The sequence below is a fragment of the Bradyrhizobium sp. CCBAU 25338 genome (genome assembly GCF_028128965.1).
GTDB classification, from domain to species: domain Bacteria; phylum Pseudomonadota; class Alphaproteobacteria; order Rhizobiales; family Xanthobacteraceae; genus Bradyrhizobium; species Bradyrhizobium liaoningense.
The window spans coordinates 331,494-346,561 of record NZ_LFKY01000043.1; the positions used below are offsets into that span (position 1 = coordinate 331,494).

17 protein-coding genes are annotated in these 15,068 nt (G+C 64.8%); 8 read left to right on the forward strand and 9 right to left on the reverse strand.

Annotated features, from left to right (window positions below; genetic code table 11):
* Positions 1 to 4 precede the first annotated feature (4 nt).
* From ACM42_RS35200 to ACM42_RS35220, 5 genes are all read right to left on the reverse strand, one after another.
* Entirely contained in the window at positions 5 to 1,207 is a 1,203-nt protein-coding gene (locus tag ACM42_RS35200) for a vWA domain-containing protein (protein WP_271532881.1), read from the reverse strand.
* A 154-nt stretch (positions 1,208 to 1,361) separates the two neighbouring features.
* On the reverse strand, positions 1,362 to 2,285 hold the full coding sequence (locus ACM42_RS35205) for an AAA family ATPase (RefSeq protein ID WP_271532883.1): 924 nt from the start codon (positions 2,283 to 2,285) through the stop codon (positions 1,362 to 1,364).
* 62 nt (positions 2,286 to 2,347) lie between these two features.
* Positions 2,348 to 3,154, reverse strand: coding sequence for an FAD binding domain-containing protein (locus ACM42_RS35210; RefSeq protein WP_271532885.1), 807 nt, complete (start codon positions 3,152 to 3,154; stop codon positions 2,348 to 2,350).
* Positions 3,155 to 3,181: 27 nt separating this feature from the next.
* A complete protein-coding gene (locus tag ACM42_RS35215; protein ID WP_028137319.1) occupies positions 3,182 to 3,667 on the reverse strand; it encodes a (2Fe-2S)-binding protein in 486 nt (161 codons plus the stop codon).
* A gap of 133 nt (positions 3,668 to 3,800) precedes the next feature.
* The gene (locus ACM42_RS35220; RefSeq protein ID WP_028179269.1) at positions 3,801 to 4,247 is read right to left on the reverse strand and encodes an SRPBCC family protein; all 447 of its coding nucleotides are present in this window, start codon (positions 4,245 to 4,247) and stop codon (positions 3,801 to 3,803) included.
* A gap of 171 nt (positions 4,248 to 4,418) precedes the next feature.
* Here ACM42_RS35220 and ACM42_RS35225 point away from each other — a divergent pair, with 171 nt between their 5' ends.
* The 3 genes from ACM42_RS35225 to ACM42_RS35235 all read left to right on the forward strand — a co-directional run bounded on the left by ACM42_RS35225 (position 4,419) and on the right by ACM42_RS35235 (position 7,104).
* Positions 4,419 to 5,774: a 3-carboxy-cis,cis-muconate cycloisomerase gene (locus ACM42_RS35225; protein ID WP_271532889.1), complete on the forward strand. Its 1,356-nt coding sequence runs from the start codon at positions 4,419 to 4,421 to the stop codon at positions 5,772 to 5,774.
* Between the two features lie 27 nt (positions 5,775 to 5,801).
* Positions 5,802 to 6,584: a 3-oxoadipate enol-lactonase gene (pcaD, locus tag ACM42_RS35230; RefSeq protein ID WP_271532891.1), complete on the forward strand. Its 783-nt coding sequence runs from the start codon at positions 5,802 to 5,804 to the stop codon at positions 6,582 to 6,584.
* 127 nt (positions 6,585 to 6,711) lie between these two features.
* A complete protein-coding gene (locus ACM42_RS35235) occupies positions 6,712 to 7,104 on the forward strand; it encodes a carboxymuconolactone decarboxylase family protein (protein ID WP_271532893.1) in 393 nt (130 codons plus the stop codon).
* A 12-nt stretch (positions 7,105 to 7,116) separates the two neighbouring features.
* On the opposite strand, the gene ACM42_RS35240 is transcribed toward ACM42_RS35235, so the two are convergent.
* The 3 genes from ACM42_RS35240 to ACM42_RS35250 all read right to left on the reverse strand — a co-directional run bounded on the left by ACM42_RS35240 (position 7,117) and on the right by ACM42_RS35250 (position 9,035).
* Positions 7,117 to 8,056, reverse strand: a protein-coding gene (locus tag ACM42_RS35240; RefSeq protein WP_442868965.1) for an IS630 family transposase whose coding sequence is annotated in 2 segments (ribosomal slippage) — positions 7,117 to 7,719 and positions 7,721 to 8,056 — 939 coding nt in all. Because the reading frame shifts where the segments join, the coding sequence is not laid out codon by codon here.
* A 56-nt stretch (positions 8,057 to 8,112) separates the two neighbouring features.
* Positions 8,113 to 8,649 carry a hypothetical protein gene (locus tag ACM42_RS35245; protein ID WP_271532897.1) on the reverse strand — a complete coding sequence of 179 codons (537 nt, stop codon included), beginning with the start codon at positions 8,647 to 8,649 and terminating at the stop codon, positions 8,113 to 8,115.
* A gap of 200 nt (positions 8,650 to 8,849) precedes the next feature.
* Complete coding sequence (locus ACM42_RS35250) at positions 8,850 to 9,035, reverse strand: hypothetical protein (RefSeq protein WP_063195310.1); 186 nt, start codon at positions 9,033 to 9,035, stop codon at positions 8,850 to 8,852.
* Between the two features lie 292 nt (positions 9,036 to 9,327).
* Here ACM42_RS35250 and ACM42_RS35255 point away from each other — a divergent pair, with 292 nt between their 5' ends.
* From ACM42_RS35255 to ACM42_RS35275, 5 genes are all read left to right on the forward strand, one after another.
* Positions 9,328 to 10,245, forward strand: a complete 918-nt coding sequence (locus ACM42_RS35255; protein ID WP_271532900.1) for an ABC transporter permease subunit — start codon at positions 9,328 to 9,330, stop codon at positions 10,243 to 10,245.
* Positions 10,246 to 10,272: 27 nt separating this feature from the next.
* Positions 10,273 to 11,574, forward strand: coding sequence for a high-affinity branched-chain amino acid ABC transporter permease LivM (livM, locus tag ACM42_RS35260; protein ID WP_028179276.1), 1,302 nt, complete (start codon positions 10,273 to 10,275; stop codon positions 11,572 to 11,574).
* On the forward strand, positions 11,571 to 12,404 hold the full coding sequence (locus ACM42_RS35265; RefSeq protein ID WP_271532903.1) for an ABC transporter ATP-binding protein: 834 nt from the start codon (positions 11,571 to 11,573) through the stop codon (positions 12,402 to 12,404). The genes livM and ACM42_RS35265 overlap by 4 nt, the downstream gene beginning before the upstream one ends.
* Positions 12,401 to 13,144, forward strand: a complete 744-nt coding sequence (locus ACM42_RS35270) for an ABC transporter ATP-binding protein (protein ID WP_271532905.1) — start codon at positions 12,401 to 12,403, stop codon at positions 13,142 to 13,144. The genes ACM42_RS35265 and ACM42_RS35270 overlap by 4 nt, the downstream gene beginning before the upstream one ends.
* A 157-nt stretch (positions 13,145 to 13,301) precedes the next feature.
* Positions 13,302 to 14,420: a branched-chain amino acid ABC transporter substrate-binding protein gene (locus tag ACM42_RS35275; protein ID WP_271532907.1), complete on the forward strand. Its 1,119-nt coding sequence runs from the start codon at positions 13,302 to 13,304 to the stop codon at positions 14,418 to 14,420.
* Between the two features lie 83 nt (positions 14,421 to 14,503).
* Here the strand turns inward: ACM42_RS35275 and ACM42_RS35280 are convergent, their stop codons facing one another.
* A complete protein-coding gene (locus tag ACM42_RS35280; RefSeq protein WP_271532909.1) occupies positions 14,504 to 14,890 on the reverse strand; it encodes a response regulator in 387 nt (128 codons plus the stop codon).
* Positions 14,891 to 15,068: the final 178 nt, after the last annotated feature.

Consider the following 15,068-nt stretch of genomic DNA (forward strand, 5'->3'; position numbering starts at 1 on the left):
CCTCTCAAGCTGCGGAGCGGATCAGGCTGCGGTGATGCGGCGGCAGCGGCCCGGAGAGCGTCGTGATCAGCTCCTGGATCGAACTCAAATTATGTACCGGGCGGAATTCGTCAACGTGGGGAAGCATCATTTTGATGCCCTGCGCCTTGGCCTCGAAACCGCCGAACCTCAACAGCGGGTTGAGCCAGATCAGCCGGCGGCAGGACCGGTGCAGCCGGTCCATCTCGAAGGCCAGCTTGGAATCGGCCTCCCGCTCCAGCCCGTCGGAAATCAGCAGCACGATGGCGCCCTGGCTCAGCACGCGCCGCGCCCACAATTTGTTGAAGTTGTGCAGCGAGGCCGAGATCCGGGTGCCGCCGGCCCAGTCCTCGACCGAGGCCGAGCAGCTCGCCAGCGCCTCGTCGGGATCGCGCTGGCGCAGCGCGCGGCTGACGTTGGTCAGACGGGTGCCGAACAGGAACACCGAGACGCGCTTGCGCGCGTCGGTGATGGCGTGGAGGAAGTGCAGGAACAGGCGGGTGTACTCGCTCATCGAGCCCGAGATATCGAGCAGCGCGACGATCGGCGCCGGCTTCTGCACCCGCCCGAGGCGATGGATGTCGATGATGTCGCCGCCGGTGCGGAGCGATGCGCGGAGCGTGCGGCGCAGGTCGAGCCGCAGGCCCCGGGGGTCGGGCTGGCGCCGGCGCGTCAGAAGCTCCGCCTGCGGCAGGTGCATCCGCTCGACGGCGCGGAGCGCCTCGGCGATCTCGGCCGCGCTCATCTGCGCGAAATCCTTCTTCTGAAGGATCTCCTTGTCGGAGACGGACAGGCGCAGATCCTGCTCCTGGTGCTGCGGCGTCTCCGTCATCCGCGGTTGCGACATCGCCTCCTGCACGCGGCGCGCGCCCGCCTGCGGCTTCTTCTTGGCCTGCTCCGGCAGCGGCACCGAATCCAGCATGTGCTTCCATTCTTCCGAGGCGCGGAAGAACAGGTTGAACGCCTGCTTGAAGATCAGCGCATGCTCGTGGCGCTTGACGAAGATCGCCTCCAGCGTCGTGAAGACGTCGGCGCGGTTGCCGATGTCAATCACCTCGAGCGCATTCATGGCGTCGATCACCGCACCCGGCCCGACGGGAATGCCGGCGGCACGCAACGCGCGGGCGAAGCCGACGATGTTGTCGGCGAACTGCTCGGTTTGCTCCGGGGCAAGGTGGTTGATGGCCATGGGTCCACACTCTCGGGGTCCACACTCTCGGTCGTCATTCCGGGGCGCGCCTCTTGGCGCGAGCCAGGAATCCATACTCCCGATCGTGGTTATGGATTCCGGGCTCGCGCTGACGCGCGCCCCGGAATGACGAGTTAGTTAAGACGCACGCGCGTCAATTCTCGCTCGTGGCTTCCTTCAGCACCTTCTGCAAGGCATCGCCCTGCATCCGGGTGATGTCGTCCTGATACTTCAGCAGCGCACCCAGCGTGTCGCCGACCACTTGCGGGGTCAGCGACCGGGCATCGAGCTCGGACAGGGCGGTCGCCCAGTCGATGGTCTCGGCGACACCCGGCGACTTGTAGAAATCCTGGTTGCGCAGCGCCTGCACGAAGCGCACGACCTGCTGCGAGAGCTTGGCGGAGATGCCGGGCACGCGCATCTTGACGATCGCAAGCTCACGCTCGGCGGCAGGATAATCCACCCAGTGATAGAGGCAGCGCCGCTTCAGCGCGTCGTGGATCTCGCGGGTACGGTTGGAGGTGATGATGACGATCGGCGGATGCGGCGCCTTCACGGTGCCGAATTCGGGGATGGTCACCTGGAAGTCGCTGAGGATTTCGAGCAGGTAGGCCTCGAACGCCTCGTCGGCGCGGTCGAGCTCGTCGATCAGCAGCACCGGCGGACCGGCGACATCGGGCTCCAGCGCCTGAAGCAGCGGCCGCTTGATCATGTAGCGGTCGGCGAAGATATCGCTCGATAGCTGGTCGCGATCGGTGTCGCCGGCGGCTTCCGCCATCCGGATCGCGATCATCTGCGCGGCGCTGTTCCACTCGTAGACCGCGGAGGAGACGTCGAGGCCTTCATAGCACTGGAGGCGGATCAGCTTCCGCCCCAGCGCCGCCGAGAGCACCTTGGCGATCTCGGTCTTGCCGACGCCGGCCTCGCCCTCCAGGAACAGCGGCCGGCCCATGCGCAAGGCGAGGTAGGTCACCGTCGCAAGCGACCGCTCGGCGAGGTAGCCCCGCGACGTCAGAAGTTCGAGCATCGCATCGACCGATGCCGGCAAAGCACCGGACGAATTGGGCGTTGAAGTCATGAGAAAGCCAGTCTTACTACGCCCTCATCGGGACATGTTCGGGGCCGAGGCGCGAGGTCACCTCACGCCTTGGCGTTGGCGGCATCGACGGCACGCCGCGTCAGCACCCCGATGAGGTGCGCGCGGTATTCGGCGCTGCCGTGGATATCGCTGTTGAGACCTTCGGCCGGCACCGCGATGCCTTCCAGCGCCTTCGAGGCAAAGCGCTTCTTCAGGGCCTCCTCGAATGCGGTGACGCGGAACACGCCTTCGGAGCCGGCGCCGGTGACGGCAACGCGCACGTCCGAAGGACGCCGCGCCACGAACACGCCGACCAGCGCGTAACGAGAGGCCTGGTTGCGGAACTTGATGTAGGCTGCCTTTTTCGGCAACGGAAACATCACCTTGGTGATGATCTCATCGGCTTCGAGCGCCGTGGTGAACAGGCCCTGGAAGAACTCTTCGGCCTTCAGGCGGCGCTTGTTGGTGACGATGGTGGCGCCGAGCGCGAGCACCGCGGCCGGATAGTCGGCGGTCGGATCGTTGTTGGCGAGCGAGCCGCCGATCGTACCCTTGTGGCGCACGGCAGGATCGCCGATCTGGCTCGCAAGGTTCGCCAGCGCCGGGATCGCCTCACCGACGATGGCGGAGGTCGCGACCTCGGCGTGCCTGGCGGTGGCGCCGATCACCAGCGCGCGGCCCTTCATCTCGATCGCGTTGAGCCCCTCGATATGGGAGAGGTCGACCAGATGCGGGGGGCTTGCGAGGCGCTGCTTCATGACGGGAATCAGCGTGTGGCCGCCGGCGATCACCTTGGCGTCTTCGTTCTTCACCAGGAGGTTGGCCGCCTGGCGAACCGTCCCAGGGCGATGATATTTGAATTCGTACATCTGGATGTCCTGATCGCGGGATGCGCGTTACGCGAGGTCGGATTTCGCCATCGCCTTTGCGCCGGCGGAAATCGAAGCGACGATGTTCTGATAGCCCGTGCAGCGGCAGAGATTGCCTTCGAGCTCCTCGCGAATCGTGTGGTCGTCGAGTTCGTGGCCCTTGCGGTGCACGATGTCGATCGCGGTCATGATCATGCCCGGCGTGCAGAAGCCGCACTGCAGGCCATGGTGTTCGCGAAAGGCCTCCTGCATCGGATGCAGCGGCGCGCCGTCGGCGGCCAGTCCCTCGATCGTCTTGACCTCGTGGCCATCGGCCATCACCGCAAGCGTGGTGCAGGACTTCACGGCCTTGCCGTCGAGATGCACGACGCAGGCGCCGCACTGCGAGGTGTCGCAGCCGACATGGGTGCCGGTCAGCTTCAGATTCTCGCGCAGAAACTGCACCAGAAGCGTGCGTGGATCGACATTGGCCGTCACAGGATTGCCGTTCACGATGAGGGAGATTTTTGCCATAAGCACTCTCTATCAGCGCCCCGACGGGGCCGTCGAAGCGGTTCTTATAATTATTCCAGCCCATCATATGGGCCAATATGCCCGGGGGCAACATCGCCCGGAACGCAAGGCGCCATGCCGAAAGCGATAGGTGTCAGCCTTGTACCGCCTTGGCGAAGTTCGCGAAAAATTCGTCGGCCAGTTTCTTGGCGGTGCCGTTGATGAGGCGCTGGCCGAGCTGCGCCAACTTGCCGCCGATCTGCGCCTCGACATCGTACGACAGCAGCGTGCCGCCGTCCTTCTCCGCGAGCTTGACCACCGCGCCGCCCTTGGCGAATCCGGCCACCCCGCCCTCGCCCTCACCGGAGATCTTGTAACCATTCGGCGGGTCGAGATCGGACAGCGTGACCTTCCCCTTGAAGCGCGCCGACACCGGGCCGACCTTCATTTTAGCCGTTGCGCGGAAGCCGCCGTCGTCGGTCTTCTCCAGCTCCTCGCAGCCGGGGATGCAGACCTTCAGCACCTCGGGGTCGTTGAGCTTGGCCCACACGGCCTCGCGCGGCGCCGCAAGCTGGACTTCGCCGTTCATCGTCATGGCCATGAGGTGCCTCCCGGGTCGGATAACTATAGTGCTGATCAAGTAACGCAGCGGCGCGGCAAAGGAAAGGGCGGGGCCGGGTCACGTGCAATGCATATTCGCAACTGCAAAAAAACGTGTGGGGCCGGTTGGGGATTGGCACGGCCGGGCCATGATGATTAGGTCGCGCGCAACATGAGCACATCCCTCTCCCCCCTGCTCGCGCCGATGCTGTCGAGCGCCGCCATGCGCGCGGTCTGCGACGACCGGTCTACCCTGCAGAACATGCTCGATTTCGAGGCAGCCCTGGCACGCGCCGAGGCCGCCACGGCTGTGATTCCGGCATCCGCCATCGGCCCGATCGAGGCCGCATGCAAGGCCGATTGCTTCGACATGGCCGCACTGGCCGAGGCCGCAACGCGATCGGGAAATCTCGCGATTCCCCTGGTCAGGACGCTGACCGCCAATGTCGGCAATGCCGACGCGGAGGCCGCGCGCTACGTGCATTGGGGCGCGACCAGCCAGGACGTCATCGACACCGCGACCATGCTGACGCTTCGTGCCGGCATCGATGCATTGGACGTCGACCTCAGCCGCGCCATCAAGGGCTTTGCCGCACTGGCGCGCAGCCATCGCAACACCGCGATGGTGGCGCGGACCTGGCTCCAGCACGCGCTGCCGATGCCGTTCGGGCTGAAGGCGGCCGAATATGCCGCAAGCCTTGCCCGCGCCCGCTGCCGCCTGCGGCGACTCCGCCGCGAGGGCCTGGCGCTGCAATTCGGCGGTGCCGCCGGCACGCTCGCCGCGCTCGGCGACAGGGGGATCGCGGTTGCCGAACGGCTGGCGCAGGAGCTCAGTCTGCCGCTGCCGGAGGCGCCTTGGCATACCCATCGCGACCGCATCGCCGAGGCCGCTTCCTGCCTCGCCATTCTCGCCGGCAGCTGCGGCAAGATCGCGCGCGACGTCTCGCTGCTGATGCAGACCGACGTCGCCGAAGCCTTCGAGCCCGCCGGCGAGGGCCGCGGCGGCTCCTCGACCATGCCGCACAAGCGCAACCCGGTCGCCGCCGCGAGCGCGCTGGGCGCCGCCACCATGGCGCCGCAGCTCGCCGCCACGATTTTTGCCGCGCAGGTGCAGGACCACGAGCGCAGCGCCGGCCCCTGGCACGCGGAATGGCCGACGCTGCCGCAACTGATGCTGGTCACCTCCGGCGCGCTTGCGGCGATCGTCGACATCGCCGAGGGTCTCGAGGTCGATGCGGTGCGCATGCGCAGCAATCTCGATGCGACGCAGGGACTGATCATGGCCGAGGCGGTCACCTTCGCGCTGGCCGAGACGATCGGCAAGGGCGACGCGCATCATCTGATCGAGGCCGCGAGCAGGCGCGCGGTCGCCGAGAGGAAGCATCTGCGTGAGGTGCTGTCGGCCGATACGCAGGTGACCGCGAACCTTTCGCCGGAAAAAATTGCGGCATTGTTCGAGCCGATGGCCTATCAAGGGGCCTCCCAAGCCCTGATCGACCGGCTGCTCGACAGCCTCGACCGCGAATAAGAACCGCAAATACGACGGAGACGCCGCATGCCCATGATCGATGCCGACGGTTGCCTGCTCAACGTCTCCGTCGAGGGCCGCGACGGCGGGCCCACCTTGATGCTGTCCAACTCGCTGGGCTGCACGCTTCAGATGTGGGAGCCGCAGATGAAGGCGCTGACGCAGGTGTTCCGCGTCATCCGCTACGACCGCCGCGGCCATGGCAAGTCCAGCGTTCCGCCCGGCCCCTACACGATGGAGCGTTTCGGCCGCGACGTGCTGGCGATCCTCGACGATCTCAACATCGAGAAAGTGCATTGGTGCGGCCTGTCGATGGGCGGCATGGTTGGGCAATGGCTCGGCGCCAACGCGCCTGAAAGGTTCGGCAAGCTCATCCTCGCCAACACCTCCTGCTATTATGCCGAGCCGACCAGATGGCTCGAACGCATCGACGCCGTGAAGAAGGGCGGCATCGCCGCAGTCGCGGACGCCGTGATCGCGGGCTGGCTCACCCAGGATTTCCGCGAGCGCGAGCCTGAGATCACCGCGAGGATGAAGTCGATGCTGCTCGCCTCGCCGGTCGAGGGTTATCTTGCCTGCTGCGAGGCGCTGTCGACGCTCGACCAGCGTGAGTTGCTGCCGAGGATCAAGAGCCCGACGCTCGTGATCGCCGGCCGCCACGACCAGGCGACGCCGATCTCGGCGGGCGAGTTGATCCGCTCGAACATTCCCGGCGCCAGCATGACCATCATCGACGCCGCGCACATTTCCAACGTCGAGCAGCCGCATGCATTCACCGATGCGGTGGTGGGATTTTTGACGCAGCGTTAGCAACGACCTTCGTCATTCCGGGGCGATGCGCAGCATCGAACCCGGAATCTCGATCGGCATTCGCAACCTCGAGATTCCGGGTTCGCCTCTTCGAGGCGCCCCGGAATGACTCATTCGGAGGAAACACATGGACGACCAGAAGCGCCGCGATGCCGGCATGACCGTGCGCCGCAAGGTGCTCGGCAATGCCTGGGTCGACAAGTCGATCGCGAACCGCAATGCCTTCAACACCGACTTCCAGGACATGATCACGCGCTACGCTTGGGGCGAGATCTGGACGCGGCCGCATTTCGACGAGCGCACGCGGCGCGTGCTGGTGATCGGCACCATGGTCGCGCTCGGGCAATGGGACGAATTTCGCCTGCACGTGCGTGCGGCGCTCGCCGAGGGCGGCTTCACGCCTGATGACATCAAGGAAATCCTGCTTCAGCAGGCGATCTATTGCGGCGTGCCGGCGGTGAACCACGCCGTCAAGGAAGCCTCAGCGATTGTGCAGGAGCTCGGCCTGCTCAAGACCTAAAGCGTGATGGCATTAGGTTCGATAGCCTGAATTTTTGACGTAGTTGGCGCATTCTTCGGGGGTGAAGGCATCGAGTGCGCGACCGATTGCGGCGCAGACTGCGTCGACGGTTCGTGCGGCGGCTTTGCGGAGCAGATGCTTGAGCTTGGCGAAGACCTGTTCGATCGGGTTCAGGTCGGGCGAGTATTTGGGCAGGAAGAACAGCTTGGCGCCGACCGAGCGGATGAGCTGGCGCACGGCTTTGCTTCTGTGGCTGCCGAGGTTGTCCAAGACGACGATATCGCCGGGTTGAAGGACGGGCAGGAGAACCTTCTCGACATAGGTCCTAAAGCTCACACCATCGATCGGCCCCTCGATGAACCATGGCGCATCGATCCGGTCATGGCGCAGGGCAGCCAGGAAGGTCATGGTCTTCCAGCGCCCGTGGGGGACCTTGGCGGGAAGTCTGTGCCCGCGCGGCGCCCATCCCCGCAAGGGGGCCATATCTGTCCGCGTCCAGGTCTCGTCGATGAAGACCAGCCGTTCAGCTTCGACGCGGCCTTGATACTTTGCCCACTGGGCTCGCCGCCGTGCGACCTCGGGACGGTCGCGTTCGCCAGCCGCCACGCTTTTTTTTGAAGCTGAGCTTCTCGGCATGCACGAAGTCCCACACCGAATGGTAGTCGACCTTCAGGCCGCGTCCGGCAAGTTCGGCAACGAGCCCGCGTATGGTGAAATCGCCGTCCTTGATCCGCTGCGACAGCCAGACCGCGTGTTCGCCCGAAATCGCCTTCGGCTTGTAGCCGCCCATCTGGCTTGGCTCTACGCTGCCGGTCTCATCGACCCGCTTCATCCAGCCGATCGCGGTGCTGATCGCCACCCCAAATTGCTTGGCAGCCTGATTGCGGGACATCCCGCCCTCAATTGCCGCCACCACGCGATTGCGAAGATCCAGAGAATAAGGCTTGCCCATCCATGCTGGCCTCCGTCCAGCCAGCACGGTGAATCAGAAACGGACTGATTTGGGAATCAAAATCGATTCATACTAAACCCATCCCGCTTTAGCGGCTCAAGGCTTGGCGGCGCGGCGATCCCCGACGTCTTCGGCGCTGCCGCCGGCTTCTCGATCACCACCACGATCGCGGCGCCGAGCAAGAGCAGGAGCTCGGTGGCATGCAGCCGGAGCGCGGCCATCTCGCCGACCTTCGAGGCCATCACCATGCTGGCAAACGAGATCAGGCTGCCGATCGCCAGCGCAATGCCGAGCGCCTCGTCGCTGCCGCCGTTCTTGCGGATTCGGGGAATGCAGAGGAGCACGAGGTAGATCGCAAAGAACGCCACGACCGTCAGCCGGCCCAGCGCAAGCAGCCAGGCGGCGCGCACCGTGTCCATCCCCGCCATCTGGAGATGGTCGCTCAGGAACAGCGCGACCGCAACGCTCGGGCGCTCGTAGAGGCCGTGCACCGGGGCAACAATGATGTTGAAGGCAACCATCGCCCAGGCCGGAATGAAATAGGCCGCCAGCAGCGCGCCGTTGACCGAACCGATCCGCCAATTCCCGAACATGCCGCTTCCCGCCTGTTTGCCGGCCTTCGACGAAAGGCCGCGGCTTCGCCGAGCTAACTCGCATCAGACTATGGCGGCAATTTAAACTCTTTGTTTACCTTAACCGTCCCAGGGACTGGGAACTGTCCTAGGGACTGGGCGCCAAAAGGAAAGGCCCCGCCTCTCGGCAGGGCCTCCTCACTCCTGGGCTCCCAAACTCGCTATTCCTGACCGCGCTGGCCGCCCTGTTGCTGGCCTGGACGATCGCCTTGGCGCATCGGGTCGTTCTGCTGCTGCTGTCCGGGTTTCTGGCCGCCGCCCTGCTGCTGCCCGGGCTGTTGACCTGGGCGCTGCTGGCCGGGGTTTTGACTCTGCTGGCCCGGATTCTGGTTCTGCTGCTTCGTCATTTCGGGAAACTCCCTTGTTGGACGTCAGAGCTGAGACAACGGCGGGCATCCACTTTGGTTGCCTGAGGGAACCCGGTTCCTCGCAGTTGCGGAACCGGAAAAGACGACAGTCGTAACGAAATGACCCTTGTACAAGCCCGTCTGCCGCGGCTTCGCTAGTTGCGGCCGCCAGTTCCCTCCTGTTACAAAACCTGAAGAATGCTCAAGGGCTGCCGGGGCCCGAGAAGAAACTCTAGACCTCTCTCTCGAATAGCTCCCTTTGAGCGGCGTCAGGTTTGGTAAACGGCAGCCCATGGATTATTTCGCCCAGCAGCTCATCAACGGTCTCGTCCTGGGCTCGATCTACGGCCTGATCGCGATCGGCTACACGATGGTCTACGGCATCGTCGGCATGATCAACTTCGCCCATGGCGACGTCTTCATGATCGGCGGCTTCATTGCCCTGATCACCTTCGTGATCCTGATCTCGTTCGGGCTGACCGCCATCCCCGTGATCCTGCTCGTCGTGCTGCTGGTCTCGATGGCGATCACCGCGCTCTATGGCTGGACCATCGAGCGCATCGCCTACCGGCCCCTGCGCCACTCCTTCCGGCTCGCTCCGATGCTGTCGGCAATCGGCATGTCCTTCGTGCTCACCAACTATTCGCAGGTGGCGCAAGGCGCGCGCGTCAAGCCGATCCCGCCCTTCATCACCGGCGGCTACACGCTGCACGAGAGCGCGGACGGCTTCGTGATCCAGCTCTCCAACATCCAGATCATGGTGGTCGTCACGACCATCGTGCTGCTGGCGATCTTCACCTGGCTGGTCTCCCGCACCCGGCTCGGGCGCGACATGCGCGCCTGCGAGCAGGACCAGACCATGGCGGCCCTGCTCGGCGTCGACGTCGACCGCACCATCTCCATGACCTTCGTGATCGGCGCCGCGCTCGCTGCGGTGGCCGGCCTGATGTACCTGCTCTATTACGGCCTCGTCGACTTCTTCATGGGCTTCGTCGCCGGCATCAAGGCGTTCACCGCTGCCGTGCTCGGCGGCATCGGCTCATTGCCCGGCGCCATGCTCGGAGGGCTTGCGATCGGCCTGATCGAGACGTTCTGGTCGGCCTATTTCTCGGTCGAATACAAGGACGTCGCGGCGTTCTCGATTTTGATCGTCGTGCTGATCTTCATGCCGACCGGCCTGCTCGGTCGTCCCGAAGTCGAAAAAGTCTGACGGTCACGCGTGGCAGCTCCCTCGACCATGACGGCAAAACCCGCAACGGGCATCGCCTCCCTCCTGAAGACGGCTTTCATCAACGCGCTGATCGCGCTGGTGCTGTTCTCATTGATGGTCGGTATCCGCACCGAGGCGGGCTCCGACGGCCAGCTCACCTACTGGACTCGCTTCGGCGAACTCGCCTCCCTCGTCGGGGCGGTGTTCGGCGGCTCGATCGTGATCGAGCTGCTGCGGCAATGGATCGGCCCGACCGGCGCCGAGAAGCTGGTGCCGCCAGCCGTGCAGAGCGGCATGTCCTTTATCGGCCGCTACCTCGCGCCGGCGCTTCTGATCTTTACGGTGCTGGTGCCGGTCATCTTCTATGACCAGCGTTACATCCTCGACCTCGCGATCCTCGTGCTCACCTATGTGATGCTGGGCTGGGGGTTGAACGTCGTGGTCGGGCTCGCCGGCCTGCTCGATCTCGGCTACGTCGCCTTTTATGCGGTCGGCGCCTATTCCTACGGACTGCTCGCCACCAATTTCGGCTGGTCGTTCTGGATCTGCCTGCCGCTCGCAGGCATCCTCGCCGCGTTTTGGGGCGTGCTGCTCGGCTTCCCCGTGCTACGCCTGCGCGGCGACTACCTCGCCATCGTGACGCTCGCCTTTGGCGAGATCATCCGCCTCGTCATCATCAACTGGCAGGAGCTGACCGGCGGGCCGAACGGCGTCTCCGGCATTCCGCGCCCCTCCTTCTTCGGCATCCCGCTCGACAACAGCGACGAAGGGCTCGCCGCCAGGCTCGGCATCGAGTATTCGCCGACCCACCGCATCGTCTTCCTGTTCTACCTGATCCTGGCGCTGGCGCTCCTCACCAACTGGGTGACGATCCGGCTGCGCCGACTGCCGATCGGTCGGGCCTGGGAAGCCTTGCGCGAGGATGAGGTCGCCTGCCGCGCGCTCGGCATCAACACCACGACCACCAAGCTCACGGCCTTTGCGACCGGCGCCATGTTCGGCGGCTTCGCCGGCGCGTTCTTCGCCACCCGCCAGGGCTTCATCAGCCCGGAATCCTTCACCTTCCAGGAATCGGCGCTGGTGCTCGCCATCGTCGTTCTCGGTGGCATGGGCTCGCAGCTCGGCGTGGCGCTTGCCGCGCTCGCCATGATCGGCGGCTTCGAGCTGTTCCGCGGCCTCGAGACCTACCGCATGCTCGTGTTCGGCATGTCGATGGTGCTGATCATGATCTGGCGGCCGCGCGGCCTGATCGGCCATCGCGCACCCACCGTGTATCTGAGAAAGGCGGAGGCGATCTCGTCCGACCTCGTCAAGGAAGGGCACGGATGAGCGCTGACCAGATTCTCAGCGTCGACCAGCTCGCCATGCGCTTCGGCGGCATCGTCGCCGTGCAGGACCTGTCATTTTCGGCGGAGCGGAAGAAGATCACCGCGCTGATCGGGCCGAACGGCGCCGGCAAGACCACGGTCTTCAACTGCATCACCGGGTTCTACAAGCCGAGCGGCGGCACCATTCGCCTCACCCACGACGACGGCAGGGTGATGGCGCTGGAGCGGCTGAACGATTTCCGCATCGCCAAGCAGGCCAAGGTCGCGCGCACCTTCCAGAACATCCGCCTGTTTCCCGGCATGACCGCGCTGGAGAACCTGATGGTAGCGCAGCACAACGCGCTGATGCGCGCCTCCGGCTTCACCCTTCTCGGCCTCCTTGGCGTTCCTGCCTACCGTGACGCCGAAAAGCGTGCGATCGATCTGGCCACCGACTGGCTCAAGCGGGTCAATTTGCTCGACCGCGCCGATGACGCCGCCGGCAATTTCGCCTATGGCGACCAGCGCCGGCTGGAAATCGCGCGCGCAATGTGCACCGAGCCCGCCCTGTTGTGCCTGGACGAACCCGCGGCCGGCCTCAATGCGCGCGAGAGCGCGGCCCTGAGCGAGCTCCTGCTCTCGATCCGGGACGAGCTCGGCACCTCGATCCTGCTGATCGAGCACGACATGTCGGTGGTGATGGAGATCTCCGACCACATCGTGGTGATGGACCATGGCGTGAAGATCGCGGAAGGCACGCCGCGCGAGGTCCGCGACGATCCGAAGGTGATCGCCGCCTATCTCGGCGCCGACGAGGACGAGGCCGTGGCCGTGATGGAGAACGGGACGTGACATCGGCGCCCACTCCCCTGCTCGCGATCCGCGCTCTTCGCGCCGCCTACGGCAAGATCGAGGCGCTGAAGGGCGTCGACATCGAGATCAATGCCGGCGAGATCGTCGCGCTGATCGGCGCCAACGGCGCCGGCAAGTCGACGCTGATGATGACGATCTTCGGCAAGCCGCGCGCCCGCGCCGGCCAGATCCTCTATGAAGGCCGCGACATCACCGACGTTCCCACCCACGAGATCGCGCATTTGCGCATCGCGCAATCGCCGGAGGGCCGCCGCATCTTCCCGCGCATGAGCGTTGCGGAGAATCTTCAGATGGGCGCGGACTCGACCGAATGCACCGACGCCGAACGCGAGGCGACGCTGCAACGCGTGTTCGCGCTGTTTCCGCGGCTGAAGGAACGCTATGCCCAGCGCGGTGGAACCCTGTCCGGCGGCGAGCAGCAGATGCTGGCCATCGGCCGCGCGCTGATGAGCCGCCCCCGCCTGCTCCTGCTCGACGAGCCCTCGCTTGGCCTCGCACCGCTGATCGCACGCCAGATCTTCGATGCGATCCGGACCCTGAATCGGCAGGACGGTCTGACCGTCCTGATCGTCGAGCAGAACGCCAACCATGCGCTCAAGCTCGCCCATCGCGGTTACGTCATGGTCAATGGCCTGATCACCTTGGCCGGGACCGGTACCGAATTGCTGCAGCGCCCGGAGATTCGCTCCGCCTATCTGGAAGGCGGCCGCCACGGCTGACCGAGCCAAGTCCGACAAGTGCGGCCGAATGTGGCGAGATATCTCCGCAAATGCCCGTATTTTGCCGGTGACTTCTCCTCGAATTCATTCAAGAATGGCGCCGGTTTGAACCGGGCATCCCGGCAACTTCCACAGGCGACCACCCGCGAGGTATCTCATGAAATCACTGAAGCTCATCGGTCTGGCATTCGGCGCATCGATCGCGCTCTTGGGCGCGGCATTCGCGCAGGATGTCACCGTCGCAGTCGCAGGCCCGATGACCGGCGGCGAGTCCGCCTTCGGCCGCCAGATGAAGAACGGCGCCGAGATGGCCGTCGTCGATATCAATGCCGCCGGCGGCGTCAACGGCAAGAAGCTCGCGCTCTCCGTCGAAGACGACGCTTGCGACCCGAAACAGGCGCGCTCGATCGCCGAGAAGATCGCCGGCGCGAAAATCCCGTTCGTGGCCGGGCACTATTGCTCGTCGTCGTCGATCCCGGCTTCGGAAGCCTATGCCGACGGCAACGTGCTCCAGATCACGCCGGCCTCGACCAACCCGCTGTTCACCGAGCGCAAGCTCTGGAACGTGGCTCGCGTCTGCGGCCGTGACGATCAGCAGGGCCTGATCGCCGCGCAGTACATCGCCAAGAACTACAAGGGCAAGAACATCGCGATTCTCAACGACAAGACCACCTACGGCAAGGGTCTTGCCGACGAGACCAAGAAGGCGCTCAACAAGGCCGGCGTCACCGAGAAGATGTACGAGTCCTACAACAAGGGCGACAAGGACTTCAACGCGATCGTCTCCCGCCTGAAGCGCGACAACATCGACCTCGTCTATGTCGGCGGCTATCATCAGGAGAGCGGCCTGATCCTGCGCCAGATGCGGGACCAGGGCCTCAAGACCGTGCTGATGGCCGGCGACGCGCTCGCCGACAAGGAGTACGCCTCCATCACCGGCCCCGCCGGCGAAGGCACGCTGTTCACCTTCGGCCCCGACCCGCGCAACAAGCCGACCGCGAAGAAGATCGTCGAGGCATTCAAGGCCAAGAACATCGACCCTGAAGGCTACACCCTCTACACCTATGCGGCGATGCAGGTTTGGTCGCAGGCGGCCAAGAAGGCCGGCACGACCGACGCGAAGAAGGTCATGGCGGCGATGAAAGCCGGCAAGTGGGACACCGTGATCGGCCCGGTCGAATATGACTCCAAGGGCGACATCAAGCAGATCGACTACGTCGTCTACAAATGGGACGCCAAGGGCGGCTACGCCGAGATCAGCGGCAACGGCACCTGAGCGCGCTTGCCGGGGCCTTTAGACCGCCATCCAATCATCACCGCGCCCCGGCCTAGCCCGGGGCGTTTCTTCTTGCGGCAGGATCAGACGGCTGCGGCCAGCTTGCCGCCGGCCGTGGCCTGGGCCTTCCGCAAGGCCTGCAGCAGATCGTTCGGCCGAAAAGGCTTTTGCAGGCAGACCACGTTGGCGAGGTGGGGCGATTGGTCCACGAAGTCGAGCGCCGTCATCCCGGAGACCGCAATGATGGGGAGCGTCGGTGCTCGCTCGCGCAGGGTCGCGATGACGTCGGCGCCGCTGGTGTCGCCGAGAAAAATGTCGACGATCGCCGCGTCAAAGGGGCTTTCCGCGAAGGCCTTCAGCCCCGCCGCGCCGCTTTCGGCCTCCACGACCTCGAAATGATTGACCCGAAGCACGATCGCGACCATCGCACGGACGTCCTTCTGGTCGTCGATGATGAGAACGCGGGGCATGGGGAACAACTCCCGGTATCGAGATCAGAATCGCCAGGTTCAAACCTGGAACCCGCCGCGGCGGAGGGGCATTGTGGCATCACCTCAGTAAAGGGCACCTTACCCAAGTCCTATTCCGTGTTCCCACCGAGATTAAGAAAGCTGTAACCTTTGGTTGAGTCGTGGGCGGTCCTGTTCA

Bases quoted from the DNA above. Each gene is read 5' to 3' on its own strand.
- ACM42_RS35200 (WP_271532881.1), bottom strand. From the start codon at position 1,207: ATGGCCATCAACCACCTTGCCCCGGAGCAAACCGAGCAGTTCGCCGAC.
- ACM42_RS35205 (WP_271532883.1), bottom strand. From the start codon at position 2,285: ATGACTTCAACGCCCAATTCGTCCGGTGCTTTGCCGGCATCGGTCGAT.
- ACM42_RS35210 (WP_271532885.1), bottom strand. From the start codon at position 3,154: ATGTACGAATTCAAATATCATCGCCCTGGGACGGTTCGCCAGGCGGCC.
- ACM42_RS35215 (WP_028137319.1), bottom strand. From the start codon at position 3,667: ATGGCAAAAATCTCCCTCATCGTGAACGGCAATCCTGTGACGGCCAAT.
- ACM42_RS35220 (WP_028179269.1), bottom strand. From the start codon at position 4,247: ATGGCCATGACGATGAACGGCGAAGTCCAGCTTGCGGCGCCGCGCGAG.
- ACM42_RS35225 (WP_271532889.1), top strand. From the start codon at position 4,419: ATGAGCACATCCCTCTCCCCCCTGCTCGCGCCGATGCTGTCGAGCGCC.
- pcaD (WP_271532891.1), top strand. From the start codon at position 5,802: ATGCCCATGATCGATGCCGACGGTTGCCTGCTCAACGTCTCCGTCGAG.
- ACM42_RS35235 (WP_271532893.1), top strand. From the start codon at position 6,712: ATGGACGACCAGAAGCGCCGCGATGCCGGCATGACCGTGCGCCGCAAG.
- ACM42_RS35245 (WP_271532897.1), bottom strand. From the start codon at position 8,649: ATGTTCGGGAATTGGCGGATCGGTTCGGTCAACGGCGCGCTGCTGGCG.
- ACM42_RS35250 (WP_063195310.1), bottom strand. From the start codon at position 9,035: ATGACGAAGCAGCAGAACCAGAATCCGGGCCAGCAGAGTCAAAACCCC.
- ACM42_RS35255 (WP_271532900.1), top strand. From the start codon at position 9,328: ATGGATTATTTCGCCCAGCAGCTCATCAACGGTCTCGTCCTGGGCTCG.
- livM (WP_028179276.1), top strand. From the start codon at position 10,273: ATGACGGCAAAACCCGCAACGGGCATCGCCTCCCTCCTGAAGACGGCT.
- ACM42_RS35265 (WP_271532903.1), top strand. From the start codon at position 11,571: ATGAGCGCTGACCAGATTCTCAGCGTCGACCAGCTCGCCATGCGCTTC.
- ACM42_RS35275 (WP_271532907.1), top strand. From the start codon at position 13,302: ATGAAATCACTGAAGCTCATCGGTCTGGCATTCGGCGCATCGATCGCG.
- ACM42_RS35280 (WP_271532909.1), bottom strand. From the start codon at position 14,890: ATGCCCCGCGTTCTCATCATCGACGACCAGAAGGACGTCCGTGCGATG.